Below are 17572 nucleotides of genomic sequence, written 5' to 3'. Positions count from 1 at the left end.
GCATGAGAGCTTTTTTCTATGCTAAAGCGAATTTTCTTAAAATTTATGCTGTTACTGATGCGATAGAGCGACTCGCTTTTATCGGTTTTTAAACGTTCAGCAGTCCAGTATGCGTTACATTATCCTTTTTGGTACTGTATTGATATTATCTAATATAATATTTGATGTTTTCTAAAGCTCGTTTTTGAGAGTTTGTTTTCCACTGTTTTAAATCATTGTTTCATTCACCTCCTTGTAGATTAATTTTTAAAGTTCAAAAGGCTTGGTTGTATTTTTAATTAATTACACGCATTGATTTTATTTTTTCTTTACACGAAATACAGAATGCATTATACACCCATAAAGTGTAATTTTAATTATTCTCTTATAGGTGGTTTTGGCGTAGAGCTTCTGCCAAATTTATTGGGATAATTCGTTGCACAGTTCAAATGAGCATGAGGCATGTTCTTTTTGTTACACTTTTCATATTTTGAGGTGTGCAATGGGATGTTTTGCAGGTGCTTTTATTTTTAATGAGAGGGGAAGAAAAGTTTCGAGGGAACTATGATTAAAGTTTTTAGAAATCATGTATGTTTATGTGCTTGTTCAACAGCTGTCCTTTTTTTGCTACAAAATGGAGTAGTGATTGGTGCAAGTGTTGGAGAGCATTATAGTGGGTCTTCTTATGATATTAGAAATATCAAAACCGATATTGATGTCGTCCCAATTGCTCCCACTGTTCCAAACAGCAGTTATCTTATCGGTAGTGTTGATGGGTATCCTATTGGGAATAATAATTCTAGCTTTTTTAGTGGAGGTCGTGAGGAAAAAGGAAGTGCATACGCCCATGAAATATACGAAAATAATAAGCTTATATTACACGATGGTGCATATTATATATGCGATAATTGTGAAGAATCCAAAATTGATAATCGGTCTTATAATGCTGTGCGTGGGAGGGAACCGACGAGCGCTACTGCTATAACGATAAAAGGAATAGGGACAAAAGTTAGTGGAAAGGGTGTAAAAGTTAGTAGTCAAGTTGCTGATGAAACTTTTCTAGTGGGTGTGCATGTATTAGAGAACGGTAAGGTTGTTTTGGAAGATCCGATTATCAAAGGCACAGTTATAGCCCTTCGTGCGAGTGATGGCGTGATTGAGGTAAAAAATGGAAAGATTAAGGAAAGTCATGAGGGTGTTGATGCAACAGAGAATTCGTTTGTTCTGTTAGAAGATACAGAAATTAAGACGGCTAATGGGGTCGCAGGTCTTTTAAGTTATGATCATTCAGAAGTTTGGATGTCTGGTGGATCAGTTGATTTTATGAACAGCCATGGGATTTCTTCGATGTTAGGTGGAAAAGTAAATCTCGAGAATGTTACAATTACTGGGAAGGGTGACAACGGCAAGGATCATGCGGTTGTGCGTATGGATTTAGGGGGGATTGTTAATTTAGATGGTGTTACTGTTAGTGCACAGGATACCCATGGCATATTATTAGAAAATACGGTCGATTCTATTCCTTTGCAGGAAGTTAAAGATTTATCAAATGAAGATTCTGGTTCAAAGATTCCTGTGACTGAAGTTAATATTAAATCCTCTTCTGTTACTGTAAAGGGTAAGGGATCTTATGGTATTTATTTGCGGGGAGAGAAGCCCTGGAGAGAAGGTGAAGATAAAAAAGAGGAGATTTCATTAGAGGAAGAAAAAGCTCCACCACGATTAGAGATTGTTAATTTGAATAAAACAGAGTTTTCGGTTTTAGATGATACGGCTCTTTATGGTAAAAACATTATTTCTGGTGCGGTGAGTTTGATGAAAAGCACTCTTCGTTCAGGGGATTTTTTATTAAAAGCTGAGAAAGGTGCTTCTATAACAGTTTTGGCTGATGGTTCTACGCTTGAAGGTCGCACACACGTTGATCAAAATTCTAATGCTGAACTTTATTTGGGAGGTGGTTCTAAGTGGATTTTACAACAACCGTTGAAAAAAGATCAAAATAAGGAAGCACATGATTCTTCTATTTCACTCGTTAGTCTTATGGGTGAGAGCTCTATTAATTTTAAAAGACACGAATCTTCTTCTGCTGGTGATTATCAAACCCTTCGTATTGGAAAGGGAAAGGGTGACGTTTATAGAGCACGGGACGGTGCCTCTATTTCCCTTAATAGCTATCTGAATAGTGGTGGTGCTCTTGATAAGCAAAAGACTGATCGTGTTTTAATTCATGGGGATGTTTCCGGAAAAACAAAGCTCCAGGTGCATGCTGTTTCAGGAAGTCCAGGAGGATATACGGGAAAGGGGGCAAATGATCAAGGTATTTCAATCATTCAGGTTTCTGGAAAAGCACAGCAAGATTCTTTTCAGTTGCAAGGTGGTTATGTAGCATTAAATGAATTACCTTATCAGTATAAGCTTTATAGTTATGGTCCAGGGTCTCATTTAGGAAAAGCAAGCATGGATCAAAGATTAGTTGAAGGGAACGGAGAATTTTGGGATTTCCGCCTTGAAAGTAGGTCTATAGATTCTGATGTTCAACCTAAACCAGATCCTGCTCCGAAGCCTTTTCCTGATCCAATTCCAGGACCAGGACCTTCTCCAGCACCAGCTCCGGAGCCTCACCCTAAGCCGGGCGTTAAGGCTGTTGTTCCGCAGGTTCCGACTTATCTGCTTTTGCCTAATGCCTTACATCATCTTGGTTTGATGAATGTGAGCAATCAAAATAAGCGATTAGAAGCTTTACGAATTGATTCTGGGGGCTTATTAGGAAGCCGTGAAAATCCTTTCTTTTTTGTGAGTGGTTATGGCGGTAATCACCGTTATGCTTCAAATCTTTCTGCGCTTGAATATGGTTATAGCGGCGAGCTTGATTATAATGCCATAGAGGCAGGTGTTTTGCTGAAAGCAATCGAAAATATGTATGGTTCCACTTTTTTTGGAATTATCGGGGCTTACGAGAGATTTTCTTTACAACCTTTGAATGTTGAACAGAGTCAAAAAAGTACATTTGATAAATGGTCAGTTGCGGCATACGGTGGTATGCAGCATGATGCGGGTTTTTACGTTGATGGCCTTGTGTCTTATGGTTTTTTTAAAGGGGATGTTTTAACAACTGCACGGGGTAAAACGGCAACATTAAAGGGAAAACCTTTAAGTGCTTCATTGACGGCTGGTAAAACGTTTATGGTAGGGGAGGACGGTTTTGTCTTTGATCCGCAAGTTCAAGTTGTTTATCAATATCTTCAATTTAATAAGGCGCGTGATGTGGACGGCTTTGATATTGACTTAGGAAAGCTTCATCAGTGGGTGGGGCGTGTTGGAGGCCGTTTAACAAAGATGCTGGTTGCTACTGATGAGGCGAAAGTTGTTTCTTTCTATGGCAAGCTTCATCTTGCTCATGGCTTTGAAGGAAAACAATTTGTACATTTCAAAGATTCTTTTCAGCTAGGCTCTTTTGGTTCTTCGTTAGAAACTGGATTAGGCTTTAATGCCCAATTGTCTCAAAATTTTGCGCTTTACGGCGATTTGGTTTATCAGCACAAGCTAACGAAAGCTGGTTTTTCTGGAACCAGTTTCTCTGGTGGATTGCGTTATCATTTCTAGTTTTGTTGCTGTTTCTGATTAATCTTTGAAAAAGCCACAAGTTATGCTTGTGGCTTTTTCTCATTCTCTATTCATTTTGTGTTATAGCATTTTTACGAGATTGTGACTCTGCATATCTTTAATATGCTTTTGGGTTGGATCTCTTTCATTTTTTTGAAAAGTTTGAAGAGTTTATACGTTATCGTTTCAAAACGCGTATTTCAGAGTGATTGTTATATTATTTACAATTGCCGATTGATAAAGATATTTTTAATTCAGAATGCTGAAATATTTTCAATGCTCTTATGATGAATCCATAAAAAGTACCCCTTTGCATATTATATGTAAGATTGGCAAGTGGATAATCGTTTAAGAAAGGAGCCAATATTATAATTTTGCGAATTATGTTAAGAGGAGAGGATTTACAATATTAGAAATTGGCGAAGAAAAAGAAGCTACTCAAGCACAATGAGGGCTATATCCGATGAACTTTATATTATATCCGCTGTCGTTGTGAAATGGGGGTGGAAAAAATGAGAGATATCTGAGAAAACTGATGAATGAGAAACATAATGACATATTGTTTTTTGAAAATGGGTTTTCTTAAAAGGAATGCGATAAATAACAGGATGAAGTCATATATAATCTTTGCTTTTTAAAGATCCGGCTCTGAATGCTTGTGAATGTTGTAAAGTTGAATTAAAAGGAGATAGTCAAATAGGAACTAATTTTTAACGTTCCTACTCTTTATTGGGTTGCCTTGCCGTGAAGATTGCTTAAAAATACTGGAACATTTTGGGATTTTCGCCTCGAAAGTCAATTTGTTGATTCTACTTCTCTCGATTCCACTAAAGTTTTTCCTGTTCTTGATTTGTTTGTCCCTCCTTCTTCTGACGATATTCCTTCTTTTCCTAAAATTCATCCTAATATGACTGGAGGTGAGGATGGTTCTATTGATTCTAATTCTAGGCAAAAACCTCAGGAGCCAAGTCTTTCTTCTTCTGTAGATTCTCCAGATCGGGATTTCCATCTTACTACCACACCTAATGTATCTGATGTTGTTGTGTTTGAGATTCCCACTCCTCCTTCCTCTCTTGCACCTGTTGTTCCTACTATTGCTGAATCTGATCCAGTTCTACCACCTGCATCTGGTCCTTCTGTTGTTGCACCAGTTGCGTCTGGTCCTTCTGTTTCTCCTTCTGTTTCACCCACTCCTTCTGTTGTTGTCCCAGTTGCGTCTGGTTCTTCTGTTTCGCCGCCTGTTTCTCCTACACCTTCTGTTGTTGCCCCAGTTGCATCTGATCCTTCTGTTTCGCCGCCTGTTTCTCCCACACCTTCTGTTGTTGTCCCAGTTGCATCTGGTCCTTCTGTTTCGCCGCCTGTTTCTCCCACACCTTCTGTTGTTGCACCAGTTGCATCTGATCCTTCTGTTTCGCCGTCTGTTTCACCCACACCTTCTGTTGTTGCCCCAGTTTCATCTGGTTCTTCTGTTCCGCCGTCTGTTTCTCCCACACCTTCTGTTGTTGTCCCAGTTGCATCTGGTTCTTCTGTTTCGCCATCTATTTCTGAGCCTTCTTCTCATTTTAAGCCAAATGTGAGAGTTGTTGTTCCTCAGGTTCTGACTTATCTTCTTGTGCCAAATACCTTATTTTATGCTGGATTAATGGATATCAGTAATCAAAACAAGCAGTTGAAAACGCTGCGAACCGTTTCTGGGTGGTTGTTGAAAAATGATGAAAATCCCGCTTTGTTTTTGCGCGCTTACGGTGGACACCATCATTATACCTCAAATTTATCTGCACTTAAATATGGTGATTATGGCGGTGAGCTTGATTATAATGCACTAGAGGCAAATATTTTACTCAAGAAAATCGAAAGTGCATATAGTACGACATCCTTTGGGATTATGGGAAATTATGGCAAGCTTTCTTTGCAGCCTCGAAAGGTTAAACAAAGTCAAGAAAGTATATTTGATAAATGGACAATCACAGCATATGGAAGCATGCAGCATGATACGGGTCTTTATATGGATGGTCTCTTTTCTTATGGTTTGTTTAATGGAAATGTTCTAACACTTAAGCGAGGTAAAACGGCTGCATTGAGAGGTAAGCCCCTAAATGTTTCCTTAACTGCTGGTAAAACATTTATGATAGGCAGCCAATATTTTATTTTTGAACCACAGATTCAGTTTGTTTATCAAAATCTCCAGTTTAATAAGACTCGTGATATTGATAATTTTAATATTGATATGCGAAGTCCAGATCATTGGGGGATGCGTATTGGTGGGTATTTAACGAAGACACTTATATTTACTAAAGATGCACATGTCCTTTCATTCTATGGCAAGCTTCATTTCATTCGTAGTTTTGATGATAAACAATTTGTATATTTTAAAGATGCTTTCCAGCTTAGCTCCTTTGGGTCTTTTTTAGAAGCTGGATTTGGTGTTTATTCGCAATTATCTCCAAAAATTATTTTTCATAGCGACATGATTTATCAGCATAAATTTACAAAATCTGGCTTTTCTGGAACGCATTTCTCTGGTGGATTAAGCTATCATTTTTAATTGTACTTTTCTTCAATACATCCTTTGTGAAAATCATAAGCACAAAACATGGTTTTATTGTGTTATTTTTCTGATTTTTGACTTTACATATAATACAAAACGAATTATGCGGACGGCACATAAAAATAAAAGAAGAATCGCTAGGTGAACCAGATTCGTCTTTTCGGTTTTTGATGCAGATGAAATGAAGAAAGTTTAGAATAAATTATGATTAACGTATTAAAACGCCATGTATATTTGTGTGCTTTTACGACCTCTGTTTTACTTTTTGTGCATAATGTAGATGTAAATGCACAAGAGGAAGCCTCGTGTAGTTCTCTTTTTAAATCCTATCCATGTAATGCTGTTGATGCTGCTAAGATTGTCGAAAGGAGCGATAAATTATATGTGAGTGGATTGGATACAAGTTTTAAAAATGTTATTTCTATATCCCAATCTAATAACATAGTTATTAAGCTGGAAAAAGGTAAAGAGGAAAAAGGCATTTCAAAAACGGGTGGGTCTTTAGAATTTAATAAATCTGAGAAAATTACATCAGCCGTAATTGTGTCAAAAGATGAGAAAAGTTCTTTTAAGAAGATGTCTATTACGGGAAATGGCGAAAAGAAAAGTGGTCAAAATAAGTTATTTCAATCTGTTTTTGGTGTTAAACAGGGCGGTTTTCTCTTCGTTGATGAAGGTAAGATTGAGGTTTCTGATGTTCATGGTATAGCGGTTGAAAGTGCAAAACTGATTTATGATGCAAACATTAACTCGCGGGATGATATGTCTTTGGTTTCTTTTAAAAATTCAAATATCCTTCTTAAGGGAGAAGGAGTTCATGGTTTGCATTTTAGAGGAAGTCCTTCGCAAGATAAATATCAAGAAGGAGAGCTTCTTACAAGTCTAGGTGAATTTCGGTTCAAAAAGACCGATCTTCGTGTTCCCAATGGTACGGCTATTTATAGTAGTGATGCTAGGAGGTATCCTTATATCACAGCTTCAGAGGGTTCACATATTTTTGCTGATCGGTTATTAGATGTTAGAAATAATTCGTTTGTCGCCCTTGATGCTTATGCATCTTTTCTTGCAGGAGGAGCACAGGTTGAGAAAGGTTCTTATGGTAGTATTGAGTTGTTCGATAAGTCACAATGGACTGTAAGAGCAAGTAAAAATCTACTAAGCAGCGAACATAAAAAAGATTCATTTTATGCAGATTCATCTGTTTCATTTGTAAGGCTTATTGATAGTTCTATTTTCTTTCATAAACCTCAAAGTGGTTATTATCAGAAACTGCATGTCGGAAGCGTAGAAGATAATTCCAGTGATTATGTTTACGTCGCAGGGAGGGATGCACGCTTATATGTTAATGCACATCTTGCTACAAATGGAAAAAGTAAAACGGTAAAAGCTGATCAACTTTTAATCCATGGTGATGTTTATGGAAAAACCAAGGTGTATATTGTAAATCCTTCAGTGACTCCAGGGAAAGGAAATACGTTAAAAGTTAAGAAAGGAGAACGCCATAGTGCTTCAATTATTCAGGTTTATGGAAAGGCTGCGGAAGATTCTTTTAAACTGGCAACGGGTTATGTCGCTTTAAGAGGGGCACCTTATCGATACAGTCTGCGTGCTTATGGTCCAAATTCTTCTCATGGACAGGTAAAAGGTGAGAATGGATCCGTTAAAAAGAAAGATACTGAATATAATGGAGATTTTTGGGATTACCGGCTTGAAGCTGAATATTTTCAACGTTCTTCTCAAAAGCATCGTTCTCAAGTGAAGAAAGTTGTCCTTCGTTCTCGTATGCCTCGTTCTCTCGGATCTCATACTCATCATAATAATGTTTTAACTGATCATGATGCTTCTACTGATTATCTTGTAGAGGGCGTTAAAGCAGTTGTTCCACAGGTTCCAACATATCTATCGATGCCTAATGCTTTGTTTCAGGTTGGTTTGATGGATATGAACAATCACAACAAACAGTTGGAAACATTGCGTATCGCTGCTGGGACTTTAGGGGAAAATGATAAAAACCCTGCACTTTTTCTGCGAGGTTACGGTGGAAGTTATCGTTATGTTTCTGATTTATCTGAGCTTCAATATGGCTATGGCGCAGATTTGAATTATAATGCTATAGCGGCAAGTGTGTTGCTTAATGCGATTGAGGATACAGATCACATTTTGAGCTTTGGAGTAATAGGGAGCTATGGAAAAATTTCTCTACAACCTCAAGATGTTGAAGAAAGTAAAAAAAGTACATTTGATAAATGGTCTATTGCAGCATATGGCAGTATGCAGCATGATGCAGGATTCTATGTTGATGGCCTTTTTTCCTATGGTTTATTTAAAGGGGATGTTCTCACGCAAGCAAGAGGCAAGACAACAACATTGAAGGGAACACCTTTGAGTGCTTCATTGATTGCGGGTAAGTCATTTACGGCAGAACATAAAGGAGTTATTTTTGATCCGCAGATTCAGGTTGTTTATCAAAGTTTGCAGTTTGATAAGGTGTCTGATATTGATGGTTTTGATATCGAAATGGGAAAACTTAATCAGTGGGTGATACGTGTTGGTGGGGCTTTAAGCAAGACACTTTCAGCCTCTGAAGAGGGTTCTGTTGTTTCTTTCAATGGAAAGCTTCATCTTGCCAATAGTTTGGGAGGAAAACAACGTGTACAGTTTGGAGATGAATTTCAATTAGGGGCTTTTGGTTCTTCTCTAGAAACTGGAGTTGGGTTGAATGCTCAGTTGTTTTCAAATTTTGCATTGCATGGAGATCTAACTTATCAGCATCGTCTGAGCAAAGCTGGTTTTTCAGGGATGATTTTTTCAGGCGGTTTGCGCTATCGCTTTTAGATATATTTAAAATATAGAGCAATTTTTACATAAGTTATAGAGTGTTTTGTGAAGTATAAAATGAGTATTTAGGTTTTATACTTCTCACTGTTAATGTGTTTAATTTAGCGCTATTGCAAATGTTTTTTATTTTCAATGGAAAGCTTCATCTTGCCAATAGTTTTGGAGGAAAACAACCTGTACAGTTTGGAGATGAATTTCAATTAGGGGGGGCTTCTCTAGAAATTGGAGTTGGGTTGAATGCTCAGTTGTTTTCAAATTTTGCATTGCATGGAGATGTAACTTATCAGCATGAATTTAAGAAAGTTGGTTTTTCTGGAGTGCGTTTCTCTACTGGATTGCTCCATCTTTTTTAGCTATACATAAACTATATAGTAGCTTATATACAAGTATATATTGTTATATTAAGTATTAAAAGTAGATATTTAGTTTTATATTTATTGTATTTTAAGAAATTTGTTAGCTTAAATATAGATTTTTTTCTTAAATGAATAAAAATAGGAGAATAGGAGTCGGGAAGAGTTATGGTTTATGTATTTCAAAAACATATGTTTTTATGTAACTTTACAACAGCTATTCTTTATTTTTTGCAGGTTACTTAGGTTAGTGCTGCAGGATCTTCAAGTGATGCAGGAGAGGCATTTTATAAATGCGATGATAGAAAAACACACTTTCTCGCAGATGCAGATAAAGTTTATTACTTAAAAAATTCTCAAGAGGCTGCGCCTATTGCAGTTATATATTTAGAAAAAGCAGGCGCTGTTGTTAATGCCTCTCAGATAACAGTTTATGGCGATAATCCAGATAAAATATCTGCCTATGGGCGTATGCAAGAAATAGTGGAAAACTTAATCTAACAGCTTCAGATTTTAAGGATATATCTGCTCTTCGTGCTCAAAATGCAGTCATTAGCATGACAGTAGGGGAAATTAAGGGCGTTTCACATGCTATTTATGTATGGGGAAAGAAGCGGATATTGCTTTAGCGAGTGTGAATATCGATATTCAGCCAGATAATTTGAAGGTAAAAGGGATCGGTATTATGAGTGGTTTTGATGCAATGGTTAGAATGTCAGAGGGTACCGTTAATTTTAATCAGATTAGCTCATTTTCAACTCGGTTGGGGGCACTTATGGGTATTACGGGGCAAGGAAGGAGGGAGAAAACTAGAACAGATGGTGATGGCGCTATGGGGGGTATTGCCGGAAGCTTTAGAGGTTTTTCAAGGGGGCATTTGAAAAACAATTTTATTCATCTTAACCATATGCATGGATTCTTGATTAAAAATTTTTCAGGTTATGTAGACGATAATGGCAAATTAATTCAAAAATATATTTCACCAGATGGCTTTAAGAATACAAGTATTAAGATAGAAAAAAACAATATTTCTGTGAAAGGGGAGGGAGTACATGGTCTGTATTTTAATATTTTAGCTTCAGAAGAGCTTGCTAAGATGTCAGGGCAACGAAAAATGAAAAGATTTTAGAAACAAAAACAATTATTACGGGGAAGGCATGTGTTTATTTATCACAGACAAATATGACAGTCCTAGATGGTATTGCAATTTATGCGAAGGAGAATGGAGGCTATAGGGCTGAAGGTATTCTTGAATTATCTGATGAAACAAAGATCTCTGGTGATTTGTTGCTAAAAGCTAAAAATAACTCTTCTCTATTGGTGAAAGCAAGGGCTTCTTCTCTTACAGGAGGTATGTGTGTTGAGGATAGATAGTTCAACTTGTTGATTTAGAGTTAACGCGTGCTTCAACATGGTATCTTACTAAAAGTAAATACAACGGTTTACAAGACTCTGTTTCATCGCTTTCACCTCTAAGTCTTTCCAATAGTACACTAATCTTTGATGATAAAGATATATCGAGTGGTTATCAAACGCTACGCATTGGAAAAAGGACGGATATAAATGAAGGAGACAAAGTAGTATTGTCAGCATATAAAAAGCTTATAGTGTTGAGGGAAATGTTCAGATTAAGTTGAGTGCATTTTTAATGATGAGGGTTTGTTTGATCTCCAAAGGACGGATCGCATTTTGATCTATGGTGATGTTTCTGGAACGACTCTTATTCATGTGCAAAATTTTTTAAAAGCTTCAAGTAAAGAGATATGTGGCGGAAAAGATCAAAGCATTTTACTCATTCAAGTTGCTGGAACAGCAAAGGAGGATTTTTTTGAGTTAGCCAATGGTTATACTACGGTGAATGATTTTCCTTATCAATATCGTCTTCGTGGTTATGGTCCAAGCTCGCCTTTTGGAGAAGCGGATGTTACACTAAGATTAGTGGAAGGTGAGGGGAGTTTTTGGGATTTTCGTCTCGAAGGTATCTATATTTATTCTAAAGTAAATTCTGATAATACTATATCTGATACACTTTCTTCTTTTGCATCTTCTGATCCTGTAGATTCTCCGCCCCCCAATCCATTTCCTACGTCGTTAACATCTGTCACAGCCCTCTGTTCCAGCATCTCCATGAAATGATTATTGAGATGGAATCTGCTGGGAAAAAAACTGACGTGTAGAAGGCTGCCAGTAGGAAACTTTGCTCTTTAGAGGGGGAAATCAAAAAAATTTTATTTAGGAAAATAGTGTTGAATTCCATTCTTCTAAGCGTAGGAATAAATAGTTGTTTCAATGATGATATAAGCTATTTTTTGCCGAATTTTTAAGAAAAATGCTTTTGTGGAAGTATGTAGCCTATATAGGTGTTTATAGGGAGATGGGGGGCTTGGGGGTGATGTTTTTATTCTTGCATGGGGGTAGCAATGTTAAAAGGTCAAAAAACATGTTAAGGTATTTTCTTGTCTGAAGGGGGGAGGAAAGATTCAATGATTACGAAGATTTTAGGAGCTTTTGGGGGAGACTAGAGAGATAGGGTTTCTGAGAGCTCTAAAGATGCAAGGGGTATTAGGATTTCTGGAGGATTGTGTAGGCATTTTTATCAGCAATGGTTGCGCTTGTTGATGCTTGGTTTAATCAGTGATATTGATCATACCACATTCACCATTTTCGCTACCGAAGGTGAGGTTGTACCCTGCCTGATCCCAGTTGAGTGCTGAGATAGCACTTTTCCCATAACCTTTTAGAAGGACTTCTTTTCCATCATGAAAATATGCCGCTAAAATCATTCCATCATTGAAGCCTATAGCTACAATTTCTTTGCTTGGGTGGCATGAAACGGTGCTAACAAGCGCATTTGCTCGTGTGCCTAGTTCTAGTGGTGTTTTTCCCATGGGGCCATCTTTTGTATGAAAGGGCCAAACAATTGCGGCAGAGGCACCTGATGTTGCTAGCCATTTTCCTTTTGCACTCCAAGACCAGCTTTTGACTTTGCTTGGGTAGCCACTCATCCGTAAATGTTGATGATCTCTAAGGCGCCAGCCGTGTAAGGCGTTTTCTTGCATCGTGGAAATGACATAGCGGTTGTCTGGTGAAAAGGTGACATCACAATGAGCTCCTTTCCATACCAATGTGGTGGGAGATATTTGCGTTGATAACCAATGAAGAGTGACACCATTGTAATGGGCAACGGCAAGTCGTAAACCTTTTGGGGCAAAAGCGATGCCTTCTACACTGCGTTCATGTGTAAGCTCTTGTCGTTCTTTTCCAACATGCACAAATACGAAACGTGAGGAGGAAAAAGCAAAAGCTTTTTGTGGACCAAAAGCAACGTTGTTTATCCATTTGCGTTCTTTTTGGCTTAGCACTTCTGTATGTCCCGCTGCGGTTGTTTGACAGACTTTTCCATCTTCTCCACCTGTGATGATCGCAGTATTGTCATGGGAAAAATGGCTGGAAATTATTCCTTTGTGAACTTCAAAGATTTGTGGGGTTGGATTAAAAAAAACAATGAAACCTTCTACGGAAACAAAAGCTGGTTTATTGCCTATAAAACCGCAGGAAAGGCAGTAACTTTTGAGATCATAATGGGTAATGTTTGGCATTGTCACTCCCTTATGCACAACTTTCAAAACCAGTTTTTAATTTTTCAGCATCAAGAGAGCGTCCTATAAAAACAAGGCGACTTTCTCGTTTTTCATCTTCACGCCATGGGCGTTGATGTTGTCCCTCAAGAAGCATGTGTATACCTTGAATGACGTAACGATCATCGTCTCTTTGAAAGGCGATAATGCCTTTGAGACGCAAGATATCAGGTCCCTGTTGCTGCGTAATTTGTTGGATCCAAGGGAAAAACTTTTCTGGTTGCAGAGCACCTGTTTTTAAACTTACAGAAGTGATGGTAATATCATGAATGGGGGAAGCGTGATGATGGTCATGATGGCAATCGGGACCGCACACATGGTTGGTATGTTGGTGTGTATGTTCGTGATCGAGAAAATGAGGTTCATGATCGAGAGTTCGTTGGAGATCAAAGAAACCACGATTGATGAGTTTTTCAAGAGGAATATTGGCGCGCTGTGTTGTATAGAGTATAGCGCGAGGATTAATGGCCAGAATAAGGGATTCAGCATAGGCGCGTTCTTGTGCCGTGACAAGATCAATCTTATTTAAAAGAACAATGTCAGAGAAAGCAATTTGCTCTTCAACTTCACGACTTTTTTTCAGTTGAGAGGGTAAATGCTTTGCATCAACGACCGCTATGACACTGTCAAGGGTTGTTTTTTCATGGATAGTATCATCCATGAAAAAGGTCTGGGCTACGGGAACGGGATCTGCAAGCCCTGTCGTTTCTATAATGATCGCATCAAATCGATGAGAACGTTGCATCAGACTTTCCAGAATGCGAATGAGATCACCACGCACGGTGCAGCAAACACAGCCATTATTCATTTCATAAATTTCTTCATCTGATTCAATGATCAGGTCATTATCAATGCCAATTTCACCAAATTCATTGACAATGACGGCATAACGTTTGCCATGATTTTCACTGAGAATGCGGTTGAGAAGGGTGGTTTTTCCCGCACCAAGATAGCCTGTGAGAACCGTAACGGGAAGTTTTTTGGGGTGTGTCGTTTCCATGGAGAGACCTTTTATTGTTCTTTATTGCCATGTGTTTATGTTAAATCGATTGATATCATCAAGTAAATCACGAAGCTGAGATAGAACATGAGAAAAGATTGCTTCACCGGCTTGTGGTGTTGCTTTGCTTGCGTTTCCTGCTGCACCTTGCATATTTAGATCTCGCATTGTCCAGCCAAAGGCATGAGGACCATAAGCGCGTAAATACCGATAATTGGCAATCATATCTGCTTGTTTGTTATGAAAATTTGTTGCTTTTTCCATATGCACTTTTTCTGGTGCTAAATAGAGCATGAGAGAAGTTTCGATAAAACCTCCATGGATATCAAGATGCTGTTGAAAAGGCTCCATGAGACCTTGTGGCAAACCAAAACGGCTCCAGCTTGTTGCTACAGCGAGCATGGAAAGGCGCCTTCGTAATTCGGTGATAACAATGCTCATTAAAGGTGAATTGCCTCCGTGAGCATTGAGAAGAAGAAGACGGTTGATCCCTTTATGATAACAGTTTTCACCAATCTTTATCCATCGCTTAATCGCATCAGAAAAGGTAAGAGTTTGTGTGCCTGTAACATCCATATGTTCTATAGAATAGCCAATCTTTTCAACTGGTAAAAGTGCGATATGAAACTGCTCTTTTGTTTGTAAAGTGAGAGCTTTTGCAAAAGCTTCAGCAATGATCCAGTCGGTTTCGAAGGGAAGGTGCTCTCCGTGATATTCGTGTGCGCCCAAAGGTAAAAGAGCGAGAAAAGGCGTGTTAGATACCATAAATTATTGCCCAAAAGAGAAGTTAACACAGATTAAAGTGATCAAAGGTACTGTCACTATTTAATCTATCTATAAGAGAAACGCAAATAGGCGTCTTTTTACATCACATATGGATGCTATAAAATGAGAGCTTTGTTAAAAATAGTGAAACTTTTATTGAGTAAAGCTAACGCAATTTTTTCTGTAATATGAGGCGACCTTTCTAAAGATAGCTATCTTTGGTAAGTCTTTCTGATACATATTCTCATTTTTAACAAATCAATATTCAGACAGATTAAATACCTCACATCATGTCATGAAAAATAATTTTTTTGTTGTTTTTCGTTGTTTATTGAAAACGCAATTTTTTCTGTAAGTTGCATATCCTTCTTTTTACTAGGGAGAAAAGATAACCAAATTATTTCTATTTTTGCGATAGTACAGATTTTGGTTTCAATCAGAAGCTCTAAATTCTTAATTCAAGTATCTGTATATTATAAAAGAATAGAAATGTTTGTTGATTGATTTACTTTGGATAGTGTATTAACAGACTTTAGTGTTCATGAAAAAAGTGAATATCAAAGAGAAGAATTCACGTAAGATGAACTTGAAATCTCAGAGAGCTCGATGAGTTTATAAGATGATTCAAAAAGAAACACCGTTGGATACATGATAAACAGAACGCCATTGTGTTGCACATTGACACGCTTGTTTTAAAGAAACCTTTCCCAAGGTATCCAAGCCTATTTTGCGACGGCGCCCGTGAATGGTATAATGGTAAAGTCTCATAATGTAAAATCTACAGTGTTCCATCAGCTTTACACTTTTAAAGTAAAAAGGGGCAGCGCCATTTACTTTGCTAGTTTTCAATACTGTGTTAACAGCGCTTGATAGTTAAAATATCTCATAAGTGATATTTTTCTTTCTTCAAGTGTGTTTACATACACATCGATTTCGTTTGTGATTTGCCAGCAAAAAAATTTGTTTGATTCAATATAAACAGAGTTAAAATTAAGAGAATCTTATAATAGCTAGCTTTCTCATTCAACATGCAAAACAATGAACTATTATTATAGATCAGTATCCTGCCATTAAAGTGATTGGTTGATAAATTTATCATTCAATATCAGTTTTCATGGCGTTATTTTTTCAATGCGCTTACTTAAGTTGGTATTTCAAAAATGCAATTTTTAGTAAGTTTCTCTATCACTTTTCTTCCAAGAATTTGATCAATTCTTTATTATTATCACAAATTGAAGACGGTTATGTGAATATTGCCAAAAACTTCTTTTAAAGAGAATTATTTTTTACTAATACAGAGTAAATATAATTACTCAAAACATAAATATGGATAGGATCTACAATATTGACGAAAAATATGGAATAATTTTTATAAAAATTAAGAAAGAGAATTATTTTCGATATTTTAGGGGATTATATCATTTTTCATGACTTTCTTTTTATTTAATTTTAGGCAGTTTGTTGGTGCTCTAATGTTACTTATAATGTTTTTGTAAATCTGATAGATTTAGTTATTTTATAAGTTTGTTTTGTTAGGTTTGAAAGTCAATATTTTGAGTTCTTATGCTGTATGAGATAAAGGGCGCTGAATTACCTTTTTGAAGATGCTATGCGATATTTTTTCTTTATATATCAGTAAAAGTTGAGGATAATTTTATTAACGTCTTTTCTATTTGAAAAGAGAGATCTTATTTGCTTTTTTACACTTTATAACTGTTTTATAGAAAAATAATACACTATTTTAAGGTTTATTTATTAGGATAGATTTGTTTTAGATCGATGTTTTTATTCTCTTCCAATTTTATTTTTCAAGATTATTGATGAGTGATATAATAAAAATCCATTAGTTACTATTTCATTTTTATATTTATTGAAATAATAGACAAACATTATCATTATATTGACAGTTTTTAATATTATAGTTCTTTAGAATTTAATTACATTTTAAATTATTTATAAAATTTATATTATATAAGTTTTCAAATGGATTTGTCGTTTTTTTGTATTTATATGTAACACATGATGTAATTATATTTATAATATAATTACATATAGTATTTTGTTATGTGTAATTCTATAAATGCTTAAATATAAGCTTTGGTTTTTACATATGTGAATATTCTTTCATTTTTTCAGTGAAGAAAAAGAGGAGAAAAGAAATCGATGTTTAAAATATTTAAAAATCGTGTATGTTCACTTACTTTTACATTATTTATTCTTTTTTTGTACAAACTATAGAGGGAAATGAAAGTTTTGTAAAAAATAAATTTCAAGAGAGAATGGCAGTTCCTATTTCCACACTAGAAAAAAATGTAGCTATTAAAGCTGTGGACAGTGCGGTTATTCAAGGTGTTGAGAAACAAGATGGCATTGCTTTTGGGAAAGCTGAAAAAGTTTCTGCCTTTTCAGGTTCAGCTTTTTGGGGTGAAATAGGTATTTTCTCACTTATTGCTTCTTTATGTATTGGGGATGTATTTGGTGCAGTTGTATCTCTTTTAGGAATATTTAGTACACTTTAGTAGAAGGCTCATCGACAAAGTCGATGAGTTGTTTTGTTCACTTCATTAGTTTGAAAAAATTAATATTTGAAATGATTTGTGCTGTATTAGCTAGAAAAATCTCTATTGTTAATACTAAATCTATCTTTTATTAACATTATTAAAGTTCAAGATTCTACATTTATGTTTTTCTTTTTCAAAGTAGTGTAACCTGTTTTTTTACAGTTTATAGTTATTATCTTAGTAATAATGCTAGTACATTCACTCTTTTTATAAGCATTTTAATATTGTCTACCTGCTCTTATATGAAGATTATTCATCAAAGGCATATTTTATCCCTTTTTAAAATA

The 17572-nt window shown here is 36.3% G+C and carries 12 protein-coding genes; 8 read left to right on the top strand and 4 right to left on the bottom strand.

Features of this window, described 5'->3' with window-relative positions; genetic code table 11:
- Positions 1-543 precede the first annotated feature (543 nt).
- From QHG57_RS08765 to QHG57_RS08735, 7 genes are all read left to right on the top strand, one after another.
- Positions 544-3582, top strand: a complete 3039-nt coding sequence (locus QHG57_RS08765) for an autotransporter family protein (protein ID WP_330169119.1) — start codon at positions 544-546, stop codon at positions 3580-3582.
- Between the two features lie 751 nt (positions 3583-4333).
- The gene (locus QHG57_RS08760) at positions 4334-6127 is read left to right on the top strand and encodes an autotransporter outer membrane beta-barrel domain-containing protein (protein ID WP_494407658.1); all 1794 of its coding nucleotides are present in this window, start codon (positions 4334-4336) and stop codon (positions 6125-6127) included.
- Between the two features lie 207 nt (positions 6128-6334).
- A complete protein-coding gene (locus QHG57_RS08755; protein WP_330169118.1) occupies positions 6335-8965 on the top strand; it encodes an autotransporter outer membrane beta-barrel domain-containing protein in 2631 nt (876 codons plus the stop codon).
- A 119-nt stretch (positions 8966-9084) separates the two neighbouring features.
- Positions 9085-9321, top strand: coding sequence for a hypothetical protein (locus tag QHG57_RS08750; RefSeq protein WP_330169117.1), 237 nt, complete (start codon positions 9085-9087; stop codon positions 9319-9321).
- Between the two features lie 634 nt (positions 9322-9955).
- The gene (locus QHG57_RS08745) at positions 9956-10450 is read left to right on the top strand and encodes a hypothetical protein (protein ID WP_330169116.1); all 495 of its coding nucleotides are present in this window, start codon (positions 9956-9958) and stop codon (positions 10448-10450) included.
- 53 nt (positions 10451-10503) lie between these two features.
- Positions 10504-10695 carry a hypothetical protein gene (locus QHG57_RS08740; protein ID WP_330167972.1) on the top strand — a complete coding sequence of 64 codons (192 nt, stop codon included), beginning with the start codon at positions 10504-10506 and terminating at the stop codon, positions 10693-10695.
- Positions 10696-10980: 285 nt separating this feature from the next.
- The gene (locus tag QHG57_RS08735; protein WP_330169115.1) at positions 10981-11457 is read left to right on the top strand and encodes a hypothetical protein; all 477 of its coding nucleotides are present in this window, start codon (positions 10981-10983) and stop codon (positions 11455-11457) included.
- A 491-nt stretch (positions 11458-11948) separates the two neighbouring features.
- Here QHG57_RS08735 and QHG57_RS08730 read toward each other — a convergent pair whose 3' ends face one another.
- The 4 genes from QHG57_RS08730 to QHG57_RS08715 form a co-directional block, all read right to left on the bottom strand.
- Positions 11949-12920: a WD40 repeat domain-containing protein gene (locus QHG57_RS08730; RefSeq protein ID WP_330169114.1), complete on the bottom strand. Its 972-nt coding sequence runs from the start codon at positions 12918-12920 to the stop codon at positions 11949-11951.
- Positions 12921-12930: 10 nt separating this feature from the next.
- Positions 12931-13959: a CobW family GTP-binding protein gene (locus tag QHG57_RS08725; RefSeq protein WP_330169113.1), complete on the bottom strand. Its 1029-nt coding sequence runs from the start codon at positions 13957-13959 to the stop codon at positions 12931-12933.
- A gap of 21 nt (positions 13960-13980) precedes the next feature.
- The gene (locus QHG57_RS08720) at positions 13981-14724 is read right to left on the bottom strand and encodes a creatininase family protein (protein ID WP_330167968.1); all 744 of its coding nucleotides are present in this window, start codon (positions 14722-14724) and stop codon (positions 13981-13983) included.
- Positions 14725-15348: 624 nt separating this feature from the next.
- Complete coding sequence (locus QHG57_RS08715) at positions 15349-15492, bottom strand: hypothetical protein (RefSeq protein ID WP_330169112.1); 144 nt, start codon at positions 15490-15492, stop codon at positions 15349-15351.
- A gap of 1421 nt (positions 15493-16913) precedes the next feature.
- On the opposite strand from QHG57_RS08715, the gene QHG57_RS08710 reads away from it, so the two are divergent.
- Entirely contained in the window at positions 16914-17243 is a 330-nt protein-coding gene (locus QHG57_RS08710) for a hypothetical protein (RefSeq protein ID WP_419196691.1), read from the top strand.
- The last annotated feature ends 329 nt before the right edge of the window (positions 17244-17572 follow it).

This window comes from Bartonella grahamii subsp. shimonis, from assembly GCF_036327415.1.
Taxonomy (GTDB): domain Bacteria; phylum Pseudomonadota; class Alphaproteobacteria; order Rhizobiales; family Rhizobiaceae; genus Bartonella; species Bartonella shimonis.
Note: the sequence above shows the minus strand (reverse complement) of the source record. Positions and strands in the feature narration are given on the sequence as shown.